Here is a 20,012-nt window from a genome sequence, read left to right as displayed (position 1 = left end):
GCAACGCCTCCGCGACCGCGCGCCTATTCCAACGCATCCTTCACAGCCGTCGCCGCCGTCCACTTAACGACCTGCTCCAACCCATGACGGCACAGAATCTCGCTCTCGTTAAAGTGTACAAACGGCTTGGCACCCGTCTCCATCCCAGCCTGCATCGACTCGATATTACCGAGATCCTCGAGCATCCCGTCAGTGATATGCGCGGTGAAATGCTCAAGCTGGAGACGCTCCCGCACCGACCCCGGCTTCTTGTTATAAAAACGCGCCTCCCAGAGCGTAGTATTGGCCGAGGTAGGCCAGAACTCGTGAGTCCAAAACTGATTCGCCGAAATCTGCAGATGCCAGTTAGGAAAAAACCAGTTAACGTCCTGCGACCACTCGGCAAACTTTTTCGGATTCACCGCCTTATGCTCGACGATCGAGTTCGTTTCCGTACCCTTACGCGTGCCAGTAACCGTATGCCCAGCCGAATAAAGCCAGCGTACGACCTTCGCCTGCTCAGAAGGTTGGTTCTCCTGATTCAGCCACAGCGAAAACGAACGGTGAATGCCATAGAGATTCGCGCTGAGCGGCCGTCCGAACGGATTCGCCTTGCCCGTGTAGATCGGCCCGAACGTCTTCGGGTGAATCGACGCAATGTGATAAATCTCGCTGAAATTCTCGGCAACGGCCTTCCAGTTCGCCTTGAACTCGCCGCGCAGCACGATGGTATTGTCCGGGTTCGGATAGTCGATACCGGCCAGCGCATCCGTAACCGGCCCGAGAAATTCCTTCAAGCCGACTTCGGGCGCCGGTGCCATGTTGATGAAAATCCAGCCCTCCCAGACGTCCACGGCGACCGGCGTCAGCCCGCACTTCTTCTTGTCGAGATGGAAGAAGGCCGCTTCGTCCGGCACGTGGGCGAGATCGCCCTCGTTGTTATAGCCCCAGCTGTGGTAGCGGCACACGAAGCGCTTTGCATTGCCGCTCGGGCGATGCTCGACGATATTCGCGCGGTGCGCGCAGACATTGTGAAACGCGCGGATCTTGCCGTCGTCCGAGCGGGCAATGATCACCGAAGCCTTGAAGATCGCGAGGTCCTTCACGAAGAAGTCACCAGGCTTCGGAATGCGTTCGACGCGTCCGACCATCAGCCACGCGCGGCGGAAAACGCGCTCGCGTTCGCGCTCGTACTGGGCCGGATCGGTATAGAGAGAGGTGGGCATCGGCTCCGTGGAGAGGCCGACGGATTCGGTAAGGCTCGCCTGGATTTCGGACGGATGATTCATATGAACTCCGGCACATCGTAAATAGGGAACTGAAAACGCGCGGCGCCTGCGGGTCAGCCGTGCGGCTGGAAACCCACTTCGATCTTCAGCGCGTGCTGCGGCGGTGCATGACGGATGGTCGGCGCCTGATGCATTTCCACGGCGATCGCGGCCTGACACATCGCGAGCAGCAGCTTGAACAGGTTCTGCGCGGGCTCCGGCATGTCGTCGAGCGGGAATTGCTCCAGGTACGTGGTCGCCTCTTCCGCGCGCGCGAACATTGCTTCGTAAAACTTGACGATTTCCGGGTACGGCGTGCTGGCGCGACGGATCCAGCGCTCGTGGGAAGTCGCCGTGCTCCAGTGATCGAGAAAGGGCTCGAGTTCTTCGAAGCCTGCGGGCAGACGGCCCGAAACGGCGGAAATGTCTTGAATCATGTGCTCCTCCAGATTGGCTGATTGCAAACGCGATCCTTCGCCACACGAATTCGCTGCGACGGACCTAACGAACGGTAGATTGGTTTACAAGAGGCATTATCTCCATCCGGTCTAACCCGGATGCAGATCGCGACGCCACGCCGGCGGCAAGCCGGGGCGGGGTCAGGAGGAAGCGGGATTCAATGCGGGACGCGTTCGACGCGGGGAGATACGGCGACCGGTGCGGTCACTGTTTTGCCACTGAGGACAAGGGGAATCAGGTGGATGAGCGTCGCCCGACGAGGTGAACGATGCGGGCGACGCGCAATACGGCCAGCTCAGGACGAAGCGGCCAGTTCCTTCTTGCGGCCGCTGCGCCGCGGCTTGGTCGCGGGTGCCGCGCCTTCGAAGAACATCGTGATGAATTGATCGGCGATCTTTTCGAGCGAACCCTTCTTCGGATCGAACCAGGTCTGCACCGAATTGATGAAGCCCAAGACGAAAACGCGGGCCAGCGCGATATCGACGTCCTCGCGCAGATAACCTTCCGCGCGCAGATCGTCGAACACGGTCGTCCACATGCGCTGGTGCCGCTCGCGCCGCTTGATCTGACGCTCGCGCACCTTGTCCGGCAACTGGGTCAGCAGGCGATTGTGCGCGAGCGCGTAGTCGCCGAACTTGATCAGTGCGCTCATCTGGCCGACCAGTGCCGCCCGGAGGCGGTCTTCGGCATTCGCGTTGGCGGGCAGCGCGTCGAAGTGCTCGTTGATGTGCTGAACGATGCTGTCCGCGCCGTGCTCCATGACGACATCGACGAGTTCTTCTTTCGACGAAAAATGATAATAGATGCTCGCGGCCTCGATGCCGGCCTGATCCGCGATCAGGCGCATGGTCGTGGCCGTATACCCCTGGGTGGCAAACGAGCGCGCGGCGAGCCGCAACAGGGTCTCTCGGGTATCCGCACTGGGACTTACATTTTTCTTTCGCACTGGGGTTTATCAGCTTTTATGCTGTCCTGTCTTTCGCACGCCGCGCGGGAGTGCGCTGCACAATGCCTGATCTAACGATTATTTGGAAGGTTACCGTATTTCTTCCCCCCGGAAAAGCCGGGCCTTTCACTGTACGGAACCCCACGCCGGTGTGCATTGACATGGCGCGGTCCTTGGGCGAAGTTCGAAGCCGACGTTCCGTACGCCGCGGCGCGCTCGCCGCGCGCGGCCCCCACCCCCAACGAGGCCCCCGATGAAAGCAGCAAGCCGCCTGCCAGGCACCCCGCAGCCCATGCACATGTGGAAGGGTTCGGGCGGTGTCCGGCTAGCGGGCGACACCTGGGGCAGCCCCGCAGGAGCGCCCGTCGTCCTGCTGCACGGCGGCGGGCAGACGCGTCACGCGTGGGGCGGCACGGGCGAGCGGCTCGGCCAGGCCGGCTATTTCGCCATTGCCTACGACGCGCGCGGACACGGCGACTCGGACTGGAGCGCCGAGGGCGACTACAGCCTCGACGCGCTGGCCGCCGATCTGCGCTGCGTACTCGTGGAAAACGGCATCGTGGAAAACGGCATACGGAACCCACGGCCGCCCGCGCTCGTCGGGGCATCGCTGGGCGGCGCGACGAGCCTCGTCGCCATCGGCGAGCAACGGGTGGACGCGAGCGCGCTGATCCTCGTCGATATCGTGCCGTACACGGAGCCATCCGGTGTCGAGCGCATTCGCACATTCATGGCGCAGAACCCGGACGGATTTGCTTCGCTCGATGAAGTCGCGGAAGCGATCGGCCGCTATCGTCCCTCGCAATCGCGCACGCGCAATCTGCAAGGCCTCGCGAAAAACGTGCGCCTGAGCGGCGACGGCCGCTACCGCTGGCATTGGGATCCGCAATTCCTCAGCGGGCAGACCGACCCGCGCGGACGCCATGCGCGCCTTGGCGCCTGCGCACGCAACCTGACGCCGCCGACGCTGCTCGTGCGCGGCGGCAGTTCGGACGTCGTCAGCGAGGCGGGCGTGCAGGAGTTCCTCGAGCTCTGCCCGCATGCGGAATACGTGAACGTCGCGCAGGCCGGGCACATGGTGGCCGGCGACCGCAACGACGTGTTTGGCGAGGCGGCGCTGGAGTTCCTCACGCGTCACTTGTGCGCCACGTGAGCTCGTGTCGACGCTCGACGCCAGGCGTTAGATAGGCGGCGTCTCCGGCGTGGTCGAAAAATGGTGCTGGCGAATCTTCCATTCACCTGCCTGCAACACGACGATGAGCGTCGTGCGCAAACGCGAGCGCGAAGGCCGGTCGCCGCTCAGGACGAACGCGAATTCGCCATAGCCCTGGGCAAGAAAGCAGTCGTCCGCGAGACGGATGAAGTGCTGCTCCACGAGATCGAGCGTGGCCGATTCGATCATGTCTTCATACGAAGCGAAATACTCGCGAATCGCGCCCGCGCCCACCGAATGGCCTGGACGTCCGCCGAAGAACAGCGCGTCGTCCGTATAGACAGCCGTCAACAGGTCCGCATCCCAGTGGTGCGCAGCCGCGTTCCATGCGGCGAGTACCTGGGCCAGCGCCGCGCGGGCCGCATCGGTGGTTCGATTCATCAGCTCTATTCCTCATCAGTCAGGACAGCCCGCCACAGGTCTCCTCCGCGGCGGCTCGATGTACACCATCGCACCATCCTAACAGCCGTTAGCCCTCAATACAATTCGTCCCCGCAATGCAGATAATCCAGTTGCTCCCCACGGATAGGGATTAATACGCATGGCGATCCCTCGTGCCTTCCATAAAACTAACATTCGTTAGCCTGAAGCATTCCGATACTTTCCTCTTCGGCGGCCGCGCTGCGTGTGAGCCTTGCCTTGCCCGCGCCCGAACCGGCCACTCGTCGCCCGCCGCCTTCCAGACCTGCATCTCTCAGGACCGAGCCATGCCCGCCACCCTAGTCGAACAACTTGCCCGTTTCACCACCGACACCCAATTCGACCGTATCCCTTCCGCCGTCGTTGAGGAATGCAAACGGATCCTGCTCGATTCGATCGGCTGCGCCGTGGCCGCCACGGGCGAGCCCAAAGGCCGCATCGGCATCGACTATGCGCGCGCGATGGGCGGCAACGGCGACGCAACCATCATGGGCACGGGAGAGAAAGCCTCGATTTTCGGTGCGGCGTTCGCCAATGGGGAGCTGATCAACGCGCTCGACATGGACGCGGTCGTGCCGCCCGGCCACGTCACGCCCTATGTGCTGCCCGGCGCGCTGGCCATCGCCGAGGCACGCGGCGCGTCCGGCACCGCGCTGATCGAGGCGATCGCACTCTCGCACGAAATGTCGTATCGCCTTGGCAAGGCCATGGACTATCTGCGTGACACTCGCGACGGCAAGGTGTCGCCGCCGCCCGTCTACGGCTACAGCAGCACCGTGTTCGGCGCGACAGCGGCCATCGTCAAGCTCAAGGCGCTGCCCAGCGACGTGCTCGCCAACGCGCTCGGCATCGCGGGCAGCATCGCCCCCGTGAATTCGCAGGTCGCGTGGTTCCAGCATGCGCCCAGCTCGACGATCAAGTACCTGCTGGCTGGCGCGCTCACCCAGACGGCGATGACGGCCGCCCACATGGCCGAATTCGGTCATCGCGGCGACGTCCAGATTCTCGACGACCGCGAATACGGCTTCCCCCGCTTCATCGGCACGCGCCGCTGGGAACCCGAGCGCATCGCGGCGGACCTTGGCACCGAGTGGCTCTTTCCCGCCGAGCAGGCCTACAAGCCCTATCCGCACTGCCGCATCCTTCATGCGCTGCTCGACAGCCTCACCGAGATCGTCGAAGAGCACGATATCGCGCCCGCCGAGATCGACGGCATCAAGGCCTGGGTCGAGGGCTTCGTGGAGCAGCCCGTCTGGCTCAATCGCGAGATCGCGCACGTTCACGACGCGCAGTTCAGCATTGCGCATGGGCTCGCGCTCGGCGCGCACCGCGTGCCGCCCGGCAAGGGCTGGCAGGACCCCGAGCTCGTGTTCGGCGATTCGGTGATGAACCTGATGGGCAAGGTCACGCACGAGGTGCATCCGGACTACGTCGCACTCCTGAGCGGTCACGCTGCGAGCCGTCCCGCGAAGATCGAGGTTCAGGCGCGCGGCGAGACCTTCATCGGCGAGCGGCGCTATCCGAAGGGCAGTCCTTCGCCGGAGTCGTCGAGCTTCATGACCAATGACGAGCTTGCCGCCAAATTCCGCCGCAACACGGAGGACGTGCTGTCCCCCGCGCGCATCGACGATGTGATCGATGCCGTTTTCCATCTGGAAAGCCTTGGCAATGTCGCGGCGCTCATGCGTATGCTCGGTCCGGAGGCTCACGCGCACGCGAGTCGATGAAATAAAAAAAGGCCATTCAACCCCCATCAGGAGACACAAGACGTGAACGCTGAGTCCATCAAAACCCATCCGCGCGACTGGATGGTCCATTCGCGCATCAACGGTCTGACCGCCCTCGTCGTGGGCGCCGGCAGCGGCATGGGCGAGGCAAGCGCGAAGGCGTTCGCCGCGAACGGCGGCGCGGTCGTCGTCGCGGATCTGCGTGCCGGCGAGGCCGAACGCGTCGCGGCCGAGATTGCGAGCCAGGGCGGTCAGGCGATTTCGGTCGGCCTCGACGTTTCGAAACAGGCCGACATCGACGCCGCGATCGACCGGACGATCCGGAAGTTCGGCAAGCTCGACGTGGTCATCAACACCGCCGCGCTGGTTCGCCCGGCGATGCTGGAGGACGTTTCGCTGGACCAATGGCGCGCCGGCTTCCAGGTCAACGTGGACGGCGCGCTCATGGTCGCGCGCAGCGCGCTGCCCTGGCTGAAAGAGAGCCCGCACGCGGCCATCGTGAACACCGCCTCGCTGGCCGGCGTGCACGGCTATTCGCAGGGCGGCGCCTATGGGCCGAGCAAGGCCGCGCTCATCACGCTGAGCCGCCAGATGGCGCACGAGTGGGCGGCGTATGGCGTGCGCGTGAACGTGGTGCTGCCCGGCGTCATCGACACGCCCATGGCGCGCGGGTCGGTGCCGCAGGAACTCCTCGACCAGCTCGCCACGATGCTGCCGATGAGCCGCGTGGGCCAGCCCGAGGAAGTGGCCGACCTCATCGTGTATCTCGCGTCGCCCGCGGCCGGCTATATCACCGCCCAGGCCATAGCGTGCGACGGCGGCATGTCGCACATGATGTTCGCCAAGCCGATGGGCAAGTAAGGCAGCGGCCAAACGATTGACGCCATCGCCATCGTCAGCCCGCTCTTTCGGAGTACGGAACGCGTGGGCTGCCGGCATTGACGCCATCCGGCCATGCGCGGAACGTATGCCTGAGCGTTCCGCGCCGCGAACTCAACGCCGCATCGCGGAAACCCACCCATCCATAGGGAAATGCCCGTAGCGCAAGACAGGTTCGATCGTGACGACTTTGACGCAAACCCCGGCGCGCGTGCGCGACACGCCCGCCCCCACGCGCGTATGGACAAGCGCGGACGGCACCCGCCTCGCCGGCGACGTCTGGGGCGACCCGGAAGGCACGCCCGTAATCCTGCTGCACGGCAGCGGCCAGACCCGTCACGCCTGGAGCCGGACGGCCCAGGCGCTGGCCGCGGCGGGCTTCCATGCGATCGCCTTCGACGCGCGAGGACATGGCGACTCCGACTGGTCGCCCGTCTGCAACTATAGCCAGGGTGCGATGGTCCGCGACCTCGAATGCGTCGCGGCCACGCTCGACGGGCGCGCGCCGGTGCTCGTGGGAGCGGGCATGGGCGGCAGCACGAGCCTGCTCGCCGTGGGCGAGCGTTATCTGAATGCGCACGCGCTCGTGCTCGTCAACATCGCGCCGCAAACGGAGAGCGCGGCCGTCACGCGGCTGCAATCGTTCATGCGGCAACGGCCCGACGGCTTTACCGCACTCGACGAAGTCGATGCCGCGTTACAACGCTTGCGGGCGCAGCCGTCGAGCGCGGAAGGCCTGATGCGGAGCGTGCGCTGCGGCGACGACGGGCGATACCACTGGCACTGGGACCCCGGCTTCGCCGCCTGGCCGCGCGATCTCGCGCGCCGCGAGTCGCGCCTCTCGACCTGTGCGCGCAACCTGAGCCTGCCCACGCTGCTCGTGCGCGGCCAAAGCTCGGAGGTCGTCAGCGAAGCGGGCGCGCGGGCGTTTCTGCGCCTGTGCCCGCACGCGGAATACGTGAACGTGCGCGACGCCGGGCACACGATCGCAGGCGACCAGAACGACGCGTTCGGCGATACTGTGCTGCGCTTTCTGCTGCGGCATGCGAATGCGGCGGGGCTGCATTCGCAGCGCGCGAAGGCCTGCGCTTGACAGAGACACGCCGCGCCGAAGCATTCCAGATTCGTCGGCGTTTACAGTTAGCATACCGAATTTAAAGCCCACCTCTCCCGCGTTTCCAAAGCACGGAACCTTCACGGCCACGTGCTTGTGCAGGTCGATGCCGGCGCAGTACAACGGCTGGACAAACACCACACACTGGAGACACGTCAATGAGATCCCTCCCCCTCGTGCGCACGCCGCTCGCCTCCGCGCTGCTGGCGCTGTCGTGCTGCCTCGCGAGCGTCGATGCGCTCGCCACCCCGCCCGCGAAAATCGTCGCGTCGCTCGATCTGAGCGGCCCCGCATCGTCGCTCGGCCAGCAGTCGCTCGCGGGCGTCCAGTTCGCGCTCGACAACATCAACCAGCATGGCGGCGTGCTCGGCCAACCCGTGACCTTCGACCAGCAGGACAACGGCACCAACCCGCAGCGCGCGATCACGCAGGCCAGCGCGCTCGTGCAGTCGGGCGCTTCGCTGCTGCTTTCGCCGATCTCGTCGGGCAGCACGCTCGCCGTGAGCAAGATGGTGTCGGCCAAGTTCAAGGTGCCGATGTGCGTCGCCGTTTCCGCGGCCGAAGAGATCACGATGAAGGACTATCAGCCCTATGTGTTCTCGATGGCGCCCACCACCTACATGCTGATGCGCGCCGTCACCGCGCGCCTCGCCAAACAGCCCTACAAGCGCTATGCGCTGCTCGTGCCCGACTACGCGGGCGGACGCTCGGCCGCCGAGCGCTTCAAGACGCTCATGAAGGCGCTCAATCCGCAGGCCCAGATCGTGGTCGAGGAATATCCGAAGCTCGGCGCGATCGACTACACGGCCAGCATCAACAAGATTCTCGCGGCCAAACCCGACTATGTGTGGGCGCAGATCTACGGCGCCGATCTGGTCACGTTCTCGAAGCAGGCCAACGCCGTGGGCTTCTTCAAGCAGATCGACAACCACTTCATGACGGTGCTCGACGCGACCACGCTGAAGAATCTCGGCAACGACGCGCCCATCGGCACCGAAGGCTATCAGTACGCGCCGTTCAACGAGATCGAAAAAACCCCGCAAGGCAAGGCGTTCGTCGAACAGTTCAAGGCGCGCACGGGCAGCTATCCGTCCGACTGGACCAGCGTGGCCTATGACTGCGTGACGACCTGGGCCCAGGCCGTGGCCGCCGCACGCTCGACGAGCCCCGACGCCGTGATGCATGCGCTCACAACGAATTCCTTCGATACGCTGCGCGGCAAGCTGCGTTTCGGTCAGGACGATCACGAGGCGAGCGTGCCCGTCTACATCGGCAAGATCGCGAAGAGCGCGCAGTACGGGCAGCCCATTCTCGATGTCGACGAAGTGGTGCCCGCGAGCGCGACGCTGCCGTCGAAGGCCATCGTCGACGCCGCGCGTCAATAAGCGGCGCACGTCACTCCGCGCAATCCCAAGGCGGCATGCTCGCGCGGCCGGCTTCGAAATGTCCGAAGCCGTGCTTCGTAAATGCTCAGTTGGCGCGGCAACGCCGTGCGCCTACCCTGACGACGCGTCATCACAACGTCATAACAACTGCATTCATCCCGCCGCTGGCGGGATCAGAACAGGACAACGCGTTCAATGGAAATCTACGACTACATCGTAGTGGGCGCCGGCTCGTCGGGCTGCGTCGTCGCGAGCCGCCTCTCCGAGGACCCCGCCGTGCGGGTGCTGCTCGTCGAGGCCGGTCCGGACATGAACAACTTCTGGGTCCGCACGCCCGCGGGCGCGGGCAAGCTGTTCATGGACAAGCGCTTTAACTGGGCCTTCGATACCGAGCCGGTGCCCACGCTCGGCGGCCGCAAGGTGTACTGGCCGCGCGGGAAAGGCCTGGGCGGCAGCAGTTCGATCAACGGCATGATCTATATGCGCGGCCAGCCGCCCGACTTCGACCACTGGGCCGCGCTCGGCAACGAAGGCTGGGGCTGGGCCGACGTGCTGCCGTATTTCATGCGCTCCGAAACCAATCAACGCGGCGCCGATGCGTGGCACGGCGGCAACGGTCCGCTCCATGTGAGCGACGCGGCGATCACGCACCCGACGGCCGACGATTTCATCGCGGCCGCGCAACGCGTCGGCATTCCGCGCGTGCGTGGCGCGCGGCGCGCGGCGCGTGGTCGATGCCTCGATCATGCCGCGCATCGTGGCGGGCAACACCAACGCGGCCTGCATCATGATCGGCGAGAAAGGCGCCGACATGATTCGCGCCGATACGGTGGCCGCCCGCGCCGTCGCGCACTCCGTCGTGTACTGATACGCAAGCCGCCCGGCAACGGGCACTGCAATCACGACCCGGCCGGACGATGAAATGCCGGCCAGCGCCGCAAAACGAGTTCGCGCGAGGCGCCATAGGCATAGCAGCTATCGATCTTGAGCGGCTTGCCGTCCGCGTCGGTGGCCTCCAGCAGCACCTGCGAGCGCAGCGGATTGACGGCCTGAATCGCCGCCGTGGCCAGCGGAATCAGGATCTCGCGCAGGTGCGTGCAGGTCTCTCCGGTGGGCAGGCGCTTGCGGACTTCGCCGTTCCAGCCCGCGCCGATGCGCAGCCCCACGAGCGCCTGCAACGAGTCGCCGCCGCCCGAGCACTCGCGATACGGATACGAGCGCATGGTGGTGAACACGGCGCGAATAACCATGTCGATGTCGAAGACGACCCGCACGCCCATGTCATGAACAGGCTCGTTCGGCGGCACCACGCGCACGCCGCCAGGCGGCGTAAATTCGTGTGGCTTGCGGTCGGCAAGCTGGCCGACGATCTCGAACAGGCCGTCGCTGCGCCGGAAGCCGTCGAAGTGGATATTGCGGGTATGGATAGGCTCGCGGGTTACATCGTCCGTCGAGTCCGGTATGGGTGCTTCAGTCATGCTCTTCCCTTTCGCGTATTTTTGCGGCGCTACGCATGAGCGAGCGCCAGCACAAGCGCCAGACCGTATTGGCTCGGGCACCCGGTATCTGGTCAGAATGAGTCGCGCGCGAGCGCCCGTCAATTTGCGCAGCCGCGCCGTTCCGTACCCTGGAATTCCGCTGGCTTCGAACCACGGCCACGCTCAGGCCGCCGCGCCCTCGCGCGGCCGGTCCAGCAGTTGGCGGATCAGCGCCGACGCAATGGGATTGACCTCGCGCCCGCGCGCGGTCGCGATATGAATGTGCCTCACGGCCCACGGCTCGGCGAATTCCAGCACCGCGACGCGGCCAAACAATTCATGGCTCACGAACGATTCGGGCTGAATGGACACGCCCATCCCCGCTTCCACGAGACTCACCGCAACACCGGCGCTGCTCACGGTATAAGGCGGTGCGAACTCGGCGCCCAGGCGCCGCGCCGCGACCTGCAGCGCGCTCTGCATCGCATTGACGGCGATGATGTTCTCGGGCAGCAGGTCGGCGAACGAGACGCTCGCGCGGGCGCTTAACCGATGCCCCTGCGGCACCACGGCGATCAGGCGGTCGGTCCGGTACGGCGTCACGTCCACGCCGCCCAGATCGAGCTCGTGCGCAGCCGCGAACACGCCCACGTCGACCTCGCCGCGCGCAACCGCATGCACGATGTCGGCGTTCTCGATCTCGCGCACCACGAGATCGACCAGCGGATATTCACGCTTGAAGTCGCCCAGTTCGCGCGCGATGAACGGCACGATGATCGTGCGCGCCGACGCAATCGCGAGCTCGCCGCGCATGCCCTCGGTAAACGACGCGACCTCGGCGCGCATGTCGTCGAGATTCTCGAAGATGCGCCGGATGTAGCGCACCAGCACGGCGCCCGCGGGGCTCGGCACGACGCCTTTGGGGCCGCGCTCGAGCAGCTTGATGCCGGCAATATCTTCGAGGTCCTGAATACGTTTGGTCGCCGTGGAGGCGGCAATGTTCTCGCGAATGGCGGCAAGGCCGATCTGTTGTTCCTCCACCGCCGAAACGAATAGTTTCAGCGTAAACAGATCAACCTGCCGGATCAGATGCAGCCGGTTGAAGGTGCTCATGTCTCCTCTCTTGCCCGCCCTTTTTACCCTTCTACGCAACGCCACACGGGCGGAACCGGTTTATCGTACACCGTCCGCCCGTGCGTGGCGCTCCGTGGCTCGCCTGGTGCGGCCGCGCTTTGTGCCTATTGTGCCGTCTGCCGGGGCAATTTCAGCAGGCTTTCGAGCCGGTCGTTGTCGGCACCGATCTCGCGCGCGGCATGCAGCGGCGGCGGCCGCTTGCCGTCGAACGAGAGCGGCAGGCCCACGAGGCCGATCTCGTCGTCGGGCGGCGTTTCGATGATGCCGAGCGCGCGCGTCTGCTCGTGCCCGACCACCTCGGCCGTGGTCTGGATCGGCGCGACGGGAATGCCGGCCGCCTGGAGCCGCGCCTGCCAGGCTTCGCGCGTGCCGCTCGCGAGGCGCTCGCCAATCAGGCGGTCGATTTCCACGCGGTTCTTGAGCCGTCCGGCATTGGTGGCGAAGCGATCGTCGGTGGCCCACTCGGGGTGATCGAGCGCCGCGCAAAGCTTCGCGAACAGCGCGTCGTTGGCCGCGCTCACGATCAGATAGCCGTCGGCCGCGCCATACGCGCGATGCGGCACGATGAAAGCCACGCCCGAGCCGTGCCGGCTGCCTTCCTCGCCGTCCGCGCTGAAGTTCGCGATGCCGACCGACATCCACGCAATCGCCGTCTCCAGCAGCGAGCTGTTCACGGTCGCGCCGCAATGCTTCACTTGCCGGCGATACAGCGCGGACAGAATGCCGATCACGGCCCACATGCCGGTGCCGAAGTCGACGATCGACACGCCCGCGCGCGCGGGCGCCTGGCCCTCCTCGCCGGTGATGCTCATGATCCCCGAGAACGCCTGCATGAGCGGATCGTAGCCGGGCAGCGTATTCATCGGCCCCACGTGGCCGAACGCGCCCACCTCGCAATAAACGAGCTCTGGCTTCGTCACGCGCAGGCTGTCCGCGTCGAGTCCATAGCCCGCGCTGGAGCCGGGCCGGAGATTGTGGATGAACACATCGGCGTGCTCGGCGATCAACTGGTGCAGCGTCGCGAGCTGATCGCGGTCCTTGATGTCGAGGCAGATCGTGCGCTTGCCGCGATTGAGCGCGTGATACGCCGCGCCGCTGCCCTTCCACTTGCTCGGCCCCCAGCCACGCGCCGAATCGCCCGACGGCCGCTCGATCTTCCAGACCTCGGCGCCCAGCGCCGCGAGGATGCGCCCGCTGAACGGCGCCGACGCGCTATCGCTCAGTTCCACCACCACGACACCGGCCAACGGCAAATCGCGCAACATGGTTATCTCCCTTGCTTGTTAATCACGCGGCGTTCGCAGCGGGCGTCCATGCGCCGCCCGAGTGGATCATCGCGTCAATCTCGTTCTGGCCGAAGCCGTATTCCGCCAGTAGCTGCGCCGTCTGTTCGCCGAGGCGCGGCGCCGGATAGCGCAGCTCCGGCGCGCTCTCGCTCCATTGCTGAGGAATCCCTAGCGTCCGGATCGTGCCCTCGGAGGGATGCTCCTGCTCGGCGAAGAAGCCCACCGCCTTCATGTGCGGATCGTCGATCAGCGTGGCCGGCGTATTCATTTCGATCACGGGAATGTCCGCTTCGCTCAGCAGCGCGACCCATTCGGCCGTGGTCTTCGTTTCGAACACCTGCGCGAGAAACGCGTATAGATGCGCGATATGCTCGGTGCGTCCGCCTATGGTCGCGAAGCGCGCATCGTCGGCCATCTCCGGATGCCCCGAGAGCACGAAGAAGCGCCGCCAGTGATGATCGGCATACACGTTGACGCCGATATAGCCGTCGCGCGTGCGATAAGGCCGGCGGTCGGGATTCATCATGCGCGCGTAGCCCCAGTCGCCAAGCGGCGGCACGAAGGTATGGCCGTACAGATGATCGCCGAGCACGAAATGCGCGAACGTCTCCAGCATCGGCACGAATACCTGCTGGCCCACGCCGCTCTTCTCGCGCCGGTACAGCGCCATCGCCACCGCATTGCTGGTAGCCATGCCGACGACGCGATCGGCAACCGCCGTCGCAACGTAATCGGGCGGACCCGACTTGCGGCTTTGCAGCACCGGCATGCCGACCGCCGCCTGGATCAGGTCGTCATAGGCGGGACGCGTCGCATAAGGCCCGTTCTGGCCGAAGCCGAACGCCCCGCAATAGATGATGCGCGGGTTCAGGTGCCGCACGTCCTCGTAGGCGATGCCGAGCTTCGCCATCGTGTGCGCACGCATGCTGTACAGCAGGACGTCGGCGCTTGCCGCCATGCGCCTGAGCGCGCCGATACCGTCCGGATGCTTGAGGTCGAGCACGAGGCTGCGCTTGTTGCGATTCAGATGCAGAAAGATCGGCCCCATGCCCGGATGGCGCGACGGGCCGATATTGCGCGTCGTGTCGCCCTCGCGCGATTCGATCTTGCAGACGTCCGCGCCCATGTCGGCCAGCAGCAGCGAGGCATACGGGCCCATGAAATTGGACGTGAGATCGAGAATGCGCACGCCTTCAAGCGGTCCGGCCATGATGCCTCCCGCCGGGGCGTGCCCCTTGAATGTGTCTCACGATGTCTCCTTTGTTTGGGCTCTATTCTTGCCGCTATGCCGGCACGAATATCGGCAGCTTCTGCTCGCCGCGCTGCACGATGCGCACCGCCACGCGCTGGCCGATCTCGATGGTATCCGGATCGGCGTCGATCTGCGAAAACAGGAAATAGCCTTCGTCCATCTGGATGAAGCCGACCGTGTACGGCACGATGGCGGCCCATACCGGCGTCGGGCCGCGCATGACCGTGCTGTACGACCAGACCTTGCCGCGGCCAGCCGACTGCCGCCAGTCGAGCGAGCGCGAGCCGCAGTGCGTGCAGAACGAATGGGCGGGCCAGACGGCCTGGGCGCAGTCGTTGCAGTGCTGGTACGTGAGCCGGTCTTCGGCCAGCGCGGCCCAGTAGGGCTCGGCATCGGGCAGGCGATACGGCTGCGGCCAGCCGTTGAGCGTATGAGTGTCTGTCATGGAATGCTCTCAATCGGATATCACGTCGCGGACGACAGCAGCAGCACCGCACCGGCGGCCAGCATCCCGCCCGCGCCCTGCACGAGCACGGTGCGCGGACGACGCGCGGGCGCGAGGCCCAGCGGCTCGCCGCGCAACTGGCGCACCGCCTCGACGATGCTGTCCATGTTGCACGAAATGCCTGGCTGTCCGAACGACAGCCAGCCGCCGTTGGTGTCGGTGGGCAGGTCGCCGTCCACGCCGGTGCGGCCCTCGCGATAGAGGTCGATGCCGTGCCCCTTCTTCGCGAAGCCCAGATCCTCCATCACCATCGGCCCCATGTGCGCGAAGTTGACCGAGATCTGCGCCATATTGATATCGGCGGGGCTCAGGCCCGACATCGCCCAGGCCTGGCGCGCCGCTTCCGCGGTCGCCGTCGTGGTCAGGTTCGGGAACGCGCCAAGGCTTTCGTAGCGGCACCCCCGCATGTTCATGCGGTCGGTCAAGTACTCGTGCGTGGTCGCCGAACCATAGCCCATCAGATAGACGGGATTGCGTGCGCCACGCGCGTTCTCGGGCGACGTGACGACGAGCGCGCCGCCCGTGCCGCCGCCCCACGTGGAGCACATCCAGCGGCGCAGCGGCGTGGCCACATAGGGCGACGAGAGCACCTTCGCGCGGTCGATCTCGCCGAACTTCGCCTTCGCCGCGTGCGGATGATGGCGGCCCCAGCGCTGGTTCGCGACGGCGACATCGGCGAGATCGGCTTCGGTGATGCCGAACTCGTGGAAGTAGCGGTGCGCGGCCTGCGCGTAGAGCGCCGGAATCGTCGGACCATAGGGAATCTCGAACTGCGGATCGGCGTCGGCCTCCGCGCCCATCGCGACCGCGTCGACGAACAGCTCGGTCGCGTCGCTCTGCAGGCAAAGCACGTATTCGGCCTGGCCGGCCGCGATCATCTGCGCGGCGATCGCCAGCGTCGAGGTCAGCCCGGCGCCGTGCATCGTCAGCTCGCTCGTGATCTTCACCGGCATCTGCATGTGCGAGATGAAGATGTTGCTCCACTGCGAGCGCTTGTCGGCCCACGGCGAACGGCCCGTGAACACCGCGTCGACCTGGTCCTTGCGAATACCCGCGTCGGCGAGCGCATTAAGCGTCGCCTCGGCGGCCAGTTGCAACGGGTCCTTCCTGTTCGCGAGCGACGCGTACGCATCGCCCATGCCGACGATGGCCGCTACGGGTTGGGGACTCATGCCGATGCTCCTCAGGCCTTGAAGTCGGGCTGCGCTTCGGCGATCAGCGCCTCGAGGTCCGCGCGGCGGCGCAGCATCAAGAGGCTCCATTCGCTGCGCTGCACGATCTCGCCGCGCTGGTTGTACGCCTGGATCAGCATCGTGCCTACGCCGAACTTCTCGTCCTTGTCCTTCTTCGCGATCACCTCGGCGCTCGCGTAGACCGTGTCGCCGATCTTCACGGGGTTCAGGAAGCGCATCTTGTCCACGCCGTAGTTCGCCTGGATCGCGGGACCGAACTGCAGCAGGCCCGAGATCAGCGAGAACGTCAGCATGCCTTGCACGATGCGCTCGCCCCAGCGGGTCTTCTCGGCGTATTCCTTGTTCGAGTGGATTTCGATCCAGTTACCCGTGAACATGCAGAACATCACGACATCGCTTTCGGTCACCGTGCGGCCCGGCGAGCGGAACTTGTGGCCGATCTCCAGTTCGTCCAGCGGGATGTTGATGCTGTTGTTAACTACGCTCATTGCCCTGTCTCCAGAAAATTTCGTGGACGGGACGGCGATACCCAGCCGCCCCGCATTGGTGTCCCTGCGTGACGCGTGCGCCCTTACTGACGCATCGACTTCGCGATGATCGTGCGCTGGATCTGCGAAGTGCCGCCGCCGATGGTCGACTGGATGCTTTCGCGCAGATAGCGCTCCATGTCGGCCTCGGGCAGGTTCGCGTAGCCGCCCAGGATCTGCATGCCCGCGAGCGCGCATTCCTTGAGCGTTTCCGAGCCATAGAGCTTGGCCATCGAAACTTCGCGGCTGCACGGCACGTGATTCGCGGCCATCTGCGCAGCGCGATAGCAAAGCAGGCGCGCGGCATCGACCTTGGTCTGGCAATCGGCCAGCATGTGGCGAATGACCTGGAAGTCGTAGAGCTGATGATCGAACTGGATGCGCTCGTGCGCATAGCGCGTGGCCGTGTTGACGGCCTGCTGCGCATTGCCCGTATAGGCGGCGGCGACGGCGCAGCGTTCGAGCTCCAGATGCTCCGTGATGATCTTCCAGCCCTGACCTTCTTCGCCGAGCAGCGCATCGCCCGGTACGCGCACTTCGTCGAGGAAAATCTCGGTCGTGCCCGTGGCGTGACGCGAGAGCGTCGGCAGCTTGTTGATGACCATGCCCGGCGTATCGTTGGGGATCAGCAGGACCGAGAGACCCTTGTGCTTGTCGTCGGTGCTCGTGCGCACGAGCATCGCGATCACAGTGTCCTTCGCCGCCGCGCCGCTGCACCAGAGCTTCTGGCCGCTCACGATCCAGTCGCCATTGCTGTCACGGCGAGCGCGCGTCTTCGTGTTCGCGGCATCCGAACCCGCATCGGGCTCCGAGATCGACACCGAGAAGCGGATCTTGCCGTCGATGAACGGCTGCACGTATTTTTTCTTTTGCTCCGGCGTGCCGAACTTGATGATGTTCATCGCAGTGAAAGTCGGCACGAGCACCGAGCACGCGAAGTCGAAACCGAACTTGCCCAGACCTTCGGCCATCAGCGAGTAGTCGAAAATATCGCCGCCCGAACCGCCCGCTTCCTCGGGAATCAGGATGCCGAGCCAGCCCTGCTTCGCAATCTTTTCGTAGGCCTCGTACGGGTAGTCGCGATTCATGTCGCACTGGCGCACGTACTCGACGGTGATCTCGTTGTCCATGAAACGGTTGACGGTGTCGAGCCACATCGTCTGCGATTCATCCAGAAAATTCGCTTGCATTTGTCTTCGCTCCAGTTGATGGGTTTTGCCTCGTTCTTTGGGTCGGGCATCACTGGGTGTAGATTAGGGCCGGGCGTTTCTTGATCCAACTGGTTAAATTTGAAGCGGTGATTCGGATTTTTCGAAGGTTGATTTTTTGTTGTTTGGGGTCCTTAGTTTTTTGGTGGATTTTTCCCGCGCTTTGCGCGTTTCCTTGGTTTCGTGTCGGTATGCCAGGGTTGCCCCTGTGCGGGGCGGCACTTACTTTTCTTTGCAGCCGCAAAGAAAAGTAAGCAAAAGAAAGCGGCTCACACCGCTAGTGTGACGCAGTACTCCACTCGCCTTCCGCCGGAGCGGTTCCGGAGCGTCTGCCATCTCGCGCCATACCACTCAGTGACAAAGGACTCATTCATCCCGCTGCTCGCTACGCGCGCAGCGGTCGGGTCTGCAAGGGAAAACCAGGGGTACTATCTGCACACACGACCGCGCATGCGCCCCACTGGTGTTCGGTTATGCCCCACGGCGCGCGCAGCGCCGCCGGATGTGCGAGTGCCTTGTCACTTTGTTTGGTGGTGCGAAATGACGGATGCTCCTATACCATTCCCCCTAAACGGCTGTTTGCGGACTTCGTCACACTGGCGGTTTGAGCGGCTTTCTTTGCCTACTTTCTTTGCCGCCGCAAAGAAAGTAGGTGCCGCCCCGCACAGGGGCAACCCAGGCATACCGACACGAACACAAGGAAACGCATAAACATCGGCAGCGCCCAAAAAAAACTCAAACAACCACCCGCCCCTCCCGCAAGGCACCAAGCTCTTCGGCACTAAAACCCCAATCGCGCAGCACTTCCTCCGTATGCTCACCGGGCTGTGCAGGCGACCTCTGAATCGCCCCAGGCGTACGACTAAACCGCGGCGCCGGTGCAGGCTGCACAACCCCATCCCTCTCAACAAACGTCCCCCGCGCCCGCAAATGCGGATGCGCAGGCGCTTCCGTCATCGAGAGCACCGGCGCAAAGCAAACCTCGCGCCCCTCAGCCAACGCACACCACTCATCCCGCGTACGCGTACGAAAGATCGCCGCAAACCGCTCATGCACCTCAGGCCAGCGCGACGCATCATGCTGATCGGGCATATCGGCCTCCTCGAGCCCCAGCAACTCCAGCGTATTGCGCCAGAACCGCGCTTCGTTCGAGCCCACGCTGAGCCAGCGTCCATCCCTGGTCTCATACACGTTGTACCAGGGCGCCCCCGAATCGAGCCGGTTGCTGCCGCGCTGGTCCTTCCAGTAGCCGCTCGCGAGCATCCCATAGCACAGCGTCATCAGCGAGGCCGAACCATCGACCATCGCCGCGTCGACCACCTGCCCCTTGCCCGAGCGCCGGCTCTCGAGAATCGCCGATACCACTCCGAGCGCCAGATAAAGCGAGCCGCCGCCAAAATCACCGGCGAGATTGAGCGGAATGGCAGGCGCCCCCCCGGCCGGCCCGATCGCATGGAGCACCCCCGTCAGCGAGATGTAATTGACGTCGTGCCCCGGCGCCTGGGCGAGCGGGCCGTCCTGCCCCCAGCCCGTCATGCGGCCATAGACCAGCGCGGGATTCGCCGCGAGACAGGCCTCGGGCCCAAGGCCCAGCTTCTCCGCGACGCCAGGCCGAAAACCCTCGACCAGCGCGTCGGCTTTCGCGACCAGCTTCAGGACCGCGGCCGCGGCATCGGGCTGCTTGAGGTCGAGCGCCGCGCTACGCCGGCCGCGGTTGAGCAGATTGAAACGCGGATCGCCCGATACACCGCCGTCGTAGCCGGGCGGGCGATCGATACGGATCACGTCGGCGCCGAGGTCCGACAACAGCATGCAGCAGAACGGCACCGGGCCGACGCCGCCCAGTTCGACGATCCGGACACCGGCCAGCGGGCCTTGGGTTTCGGGCATGGTCACAAGTCTCCTGATAATGGCATTTCAGCTTACTGTGCGGGCCGCTCGCGACCAATGGCGAAAAATCGAAGCGCCGCTTCGATACCGCCGAATCGCGCGGCCCCGCTTGCGGCATGCCCGCGTTTTCAGATTCCGGAACGAATCGC

General features: G+C 64.9%; 19 protein-coding genes. 6 read left to right on the top strand and 13 right to left on the bottom strand.

All coding sequences use genetic code 11. The features are described 5' to 3' along the window. Nucleotides 1-23: 23 nt before the first annotated feature. The 3 genes from U5775_RS35020 to U5775_RS35010 form a co-directional block, all read right to left on the bottom strand. A complete protein-coding gene (locus U5775_RS35020) occupies nt 24-1,205 on the bottom strand; it encodes an aromatic ring-hydroxylating oxygenase subunit alpha (RefSeq protein WP_322062709.1) in 1,182 nt (393 codons plus the stop codon). Nucleotides 1,206-1,321: 116 nt separating this feature from the next. Beyond that, entirely contained in the window at nt 1,322-1,684 is a 363-nt protein-coding gene (locus U5775_RS35015) for a hypothetical protein (protein ID WP_322062708.1), read from the bottom strand. Nucleotides 1,685-2,001: 317 nt separating this feature from the next. Then, on the bottom strand, nt 2,002-2,607 hold the full coding sequence (locus U5775_RS35010) for a TetR/AcrR family transcriptional regulator (RefSeq protein WP_322062711.1): 606 nt from the start codon (nt 2,605-2,607) through the stop codon (nt 2,002-2,004). A gap of 298 nt (nt 2,608-2,905) precedes the next feature. Between U5775_RS35010 and U5775_RS35005 the strand changes: the two genes are divergently transcribed. Continuing rightward, entirely contained in the window at nt 2,906-3,805 is a 900-nt protein-coding gene (locus U5775_RS35005; protein ID WP_322062707.1) for an alpha/beta hydrolase, read from the top strand. Between the two features lie 27 nt (nt 3,806-3,832). Here U5775_RS35005 and U5775_RS35000 read toward each other — a convergent pair whose 3' ends face one another. Then, a complete protein-coding gene (locus tag U5775_RS35000) occupies nt 3,833-4,246 on the bottom strand; it encodes an SgcJ/EcaC family oxidoreductase (RefSeq protein WP_322062706.1) in 414 nt (137 codons plus the stop codon). Nucleotides 4,247-4,572: 326 nt separating this feature from the next. Between U5775_RS35000 and U5775_RS34995 the strand changes: the two genes are divergently transcribed. The 5 genes from U5775_RS34995 (at nt 4,573) to U5775_RS34975 (ending at nt 10,311) form a co-directional block, all read left to right on the top strand. Continuing rightward, on the top strand, nt 4,573-6,012 hold the full coding sequence (locus U5775_RS34995) for an MmgE/PrpD family protein (protein ID WP_322062705.1): 1,440 nt from the start codon (nt 4,573-4,575) through the stop codon (nt 6,010-6,012). A 42-nt stretch (nt 6,013-6,054) separates the two neighbouring features. After that, a complete protein-coding gene (locus tag U5775_RS34990; protein WP_322062704.1) occupies nt 6,055-6,873 on the top strand; it encodes an SDR family NAD(P)-dependent oxidoreductase in 819 nt (272 codons plus the stop codon). Nucleotides 6,874-7,072: 199 nt separating this feature from the next. Continuing rightward, complete coding sequence (locus U5775_RS34985; RefSeq protein ID WP_322062703.1) at nt 7,073-7,984, top strand: alpha/beta hydrolase; 912 nt, start codon at nt 7,073-7,075, stop codon at nt 7,982-7,984. A gap of 179 nt (nt 7,985-8,163) precedes the next feature. Further along, on the top strand, nt 8,164-9,390 hold the full coding sequence (locus U5775_RS34980) for an ABC transporter substrate-binding protein (RefSeq protein ID WP_322062702.1): 1,227 nt from the start codon (nt 8,164-8,166) through the stop codon (nt 9,388-9,390). Nucleotides 9,391-9,585: 195 nt separating this feature from the next. Next, the gene (locus U5775_RS34975) at nt 9,586-10,311 is read left to right on the top strand and encodes a GMC family oxidoreductase (RefSeq protein WP_415913724.1); all 726 of its coding nucleotides are present in this window, start codon (nt 9,586-9,588) and stop codon (nt 10,309-10,311) included. Here U5775_RS34975 and U5775_RS34970 read toward each other — a convergent pair. From U5775_RS34970 to U5775_RS34930, 9 genes are all read right to left on the bottom strand, one after another. Continuing rightward, nucleotides 10,290-10,868, bottom strand: a complete 579-nt coding sequence (locus U5775_RS34970) for a DUF2889 domain-containing protein (RefSeq protein ID WP_322062701.1) — start codon at nt 10,866-10,868, stop codon at nt 10,290-10,292. The two genes, U5775_RS34975 and U5775_RS34970, sit on opposite strands and share 22 nt — an antisense overlap. Before the next feature lie 183 nt (nt 10,869-11,051). Beyond that, entirely contained in the window at nt 11,052-11,981 is a 930-nt protein-coding gene (locus tag U5775_RS34965) for a LysR family transcriptional regulator (RefSeq protein ID WP_322062700.1), read from the bottom strand. A 125-nt stretch (nt 11,982-12,106) separates the two neighbouring features. Beyond that, nucleotides 12,107-13,267 carry a CoA transferase gene (locus U5775_RS34960; RefSeq protein WP_322062699.1) on the bottom strand — a complete coding sequence of 387 codons (1,161 nt, stop codon included), beginning with the start codon at nt 13,265-13,267 and terminating at the stop codon, nt 12,107-12,109. Nucleotides 13,268-13,289: 22 nt separating this feature from the next. Then, nucleotides 13,290-14,498 (bottom strand): CoA transferase, encoded by a 1,209-nt coding sequence (locus U5775_RS34955; protein ID WP_322062698.1) that lies wholly within the window; start codon nt 14,496-14,498, stop codon nt 13,290-13,292. Between the two features lie 73 nt (nt 14,499-14,571). Beyond that, nucleotides 14,572-14,985, bottom strand: coding sequence for a Zn-ribbon domain-containing OB-fold protein (locus U5775_RS34950; RefSeq protein ID WP_322062697.1), 414 nt, complete (start codon nt 14,983-14,985; stop codon nt 14,572-14,574). A gap of 20 nt (nt 14,986-15,005) precedes the next feature. After that, entirely contained in the window at nt 15,006-16,217 is a 1,212-nt protein-coding gene (locus tag U5775_RS34945; RefSeq protein ID WP_322062696.1) for a thiolase family protein, read from the bottom strand. 11 nt (nt 16,218-16,228) lie between these two features. Further along, nucleotides 16,229-16,726, bottom strand: a complete 498-nt coding sequence (locus tag U5775_RS34940) for a MaoC/PaaZ C-terminal domain-containing protein (protein WP_322062695.1) — start codon at nt 16,724-16,726, stop codon at nt 16,229-16,231. A gap of 83 nt (nt 16,727-16,809) precedes the next feature. Further along, nucleotides 16,810-17,955, bottom strand: a complete 1,146-nt coding sequence (locus U5775_RS34935) for an acyl-CoA dehydrogenase family protein (protein ID WP_322062694.1) — start codon at nt 17,953-17,955, stop codon at nt 16,810-16,812. Nucleotides 17,956-18,708: 753 nt separating this feature from the next. Further along, nucleotides 18,709-19,863, bottom strand: a complete 1,155-nt coding sequence (locus U5775_RS34930) for a CaiB/BaiF CoA-transferase family protein (RefSeq protein ID WP_322062693.1) — start codon at nt 19,861-19,863, stop codon at nt 18,709-18,711. Nucleotides 19,864-20,012: the final 149 nt, after the last annotated feature.

The sequence above is a fragment of the Paraburkholderia sp. J63 genome (assembly GCF_905220245.1).
Taxonomy (GTDB): Bacteria; Pseudomonadota; Gammaproteobacteria; order Burkholderiales; family Burkholderiaceae; genus Paraburkholderia.
This window is presented reverse-complemented; position numbering and strand designations above follow the sequence as displayed.

What these genes read in the sequence shown, in the direction of transcription:
- U5775_RS34965 (WP_322062700.1), bottom strand. Translation starts at nt 11,981, where the DNA reads ATGAGCACCTTCAACCGGCTGCATCTGATCCGGCAGGTTGATCTGTTT.
- U5775_RS34995 (WP_322062705.1), top strand. Translation starts at nt 4,573, where the DNA reads ATGCCCGCCACCCTAGTCGAACAACTTGCCCGTTTCACCACCGACACC.
- U5775_RS34975 (WP_415913724.1), top strand. Translation starts at nt 9,586, where the DNA reads ATGGAAATCTACGACTACATCGTAGTGGGCGCCGGCTCGTCGGGCTGC.
- U5775_RS35020 (WP_322062709.1), bottom strand. Translation starts at nt 1,205, where the DNA reads ATGCCCACCTCTCTCTATACCGATCCGGCCCAGTACGAGCGCGAACGC.
- U5775_RS35005 (WP_322062707.1), top strand. Translation starts at nt 2,906, where the DNA reads ATGAAAGCAGCAAGCCGCCTGCCAGGCACCCCGCAGCCCATGCACATG.
- U5775_RS34955 (WP_322062698.1), bottom strand. Translation starts at nt 14,498, where the DNA reads ATGGCCGGACCGCTTGAAGGCGTGCGCATTCTCGATCTCACGTCCAAT.
- U5775_RS34950 (WP_322062697.1), bottom strand. Translation starts at nt 14,985, where the DNA reads ATGACAGACACTCATACGCTCAACGGCTGGCCGCAGCCGTATCGCCTG.
- U5775_RS35000 (WP_322062706.1), bottom strand. Translation starts at nt 4,246, where the DNA reads ATGAATCGAACCACCGATGCGGCCCGCGCGGCGCTGGCCCAGGTACTC.
- U5775_RS34935 (WP_322062694.1), bottom strand. Translation starts at nt 17,955, where the DNA reads ATGCAAGCGAATTTTCTGGATGAATCGCAGACGATGTGGCTCGACACC.
- U5775_RS34980 (WP_322062702.1), top strand. Translation starts at nt 8,164, where the DNA reads ATGAGATCCCTCCCCCTCGTGCGCACGCCGCTCGCCTCCGCGCTGCTG.
- U5775_RS34930 (WP_322062693.1), bottom strand. Translation starts at nt 19,863, where the DNA reads ATGCCCGAAACCCAAGGCCCGCTGGCCGGTGTCCGGATCGTCGAACTG.
- U5775_RS34970 (WP_322062701.1), bottom strand. Translation starts at nt 10,868, where the DNA reads ATGACTGAAGCACCCATACCGGACTCGACGGACGATGTAACCCGCGAG.
- U5775_RS34945 (WP_322062696.1), bottom strand. Translation starts at nt 16,217, where the DNA reads ATGAGTCCCCAACCCGTAGCGGCCATCGTCGGCATGGGCGATGCGTAC.
- U5775_RS35015 (WP_322062708.1), bottom strand. Translation starts at nt 1,684, where the DNA reads ATGATTCAAGACATTTCCGCCGTTTCGGGCCGTCTGCCCGCAGGCTTC.
- U5775_RS34960 (WP_322062699.1), bottom strand. Translation starts at nt 13,267, where the DNA reads ATGTTGCGCGATTTGCCGTTGGCCGGTGTCGTGGTGGTGGAACTGAGC.
- U5775_RS34940 (WP_322062695.1), bottom strand. Translation starts at nt 16,726, where the DNA reads ATGAGCGTAGTTAACAACAGCATCAACATCCCGCTGGACGAACTGGAG.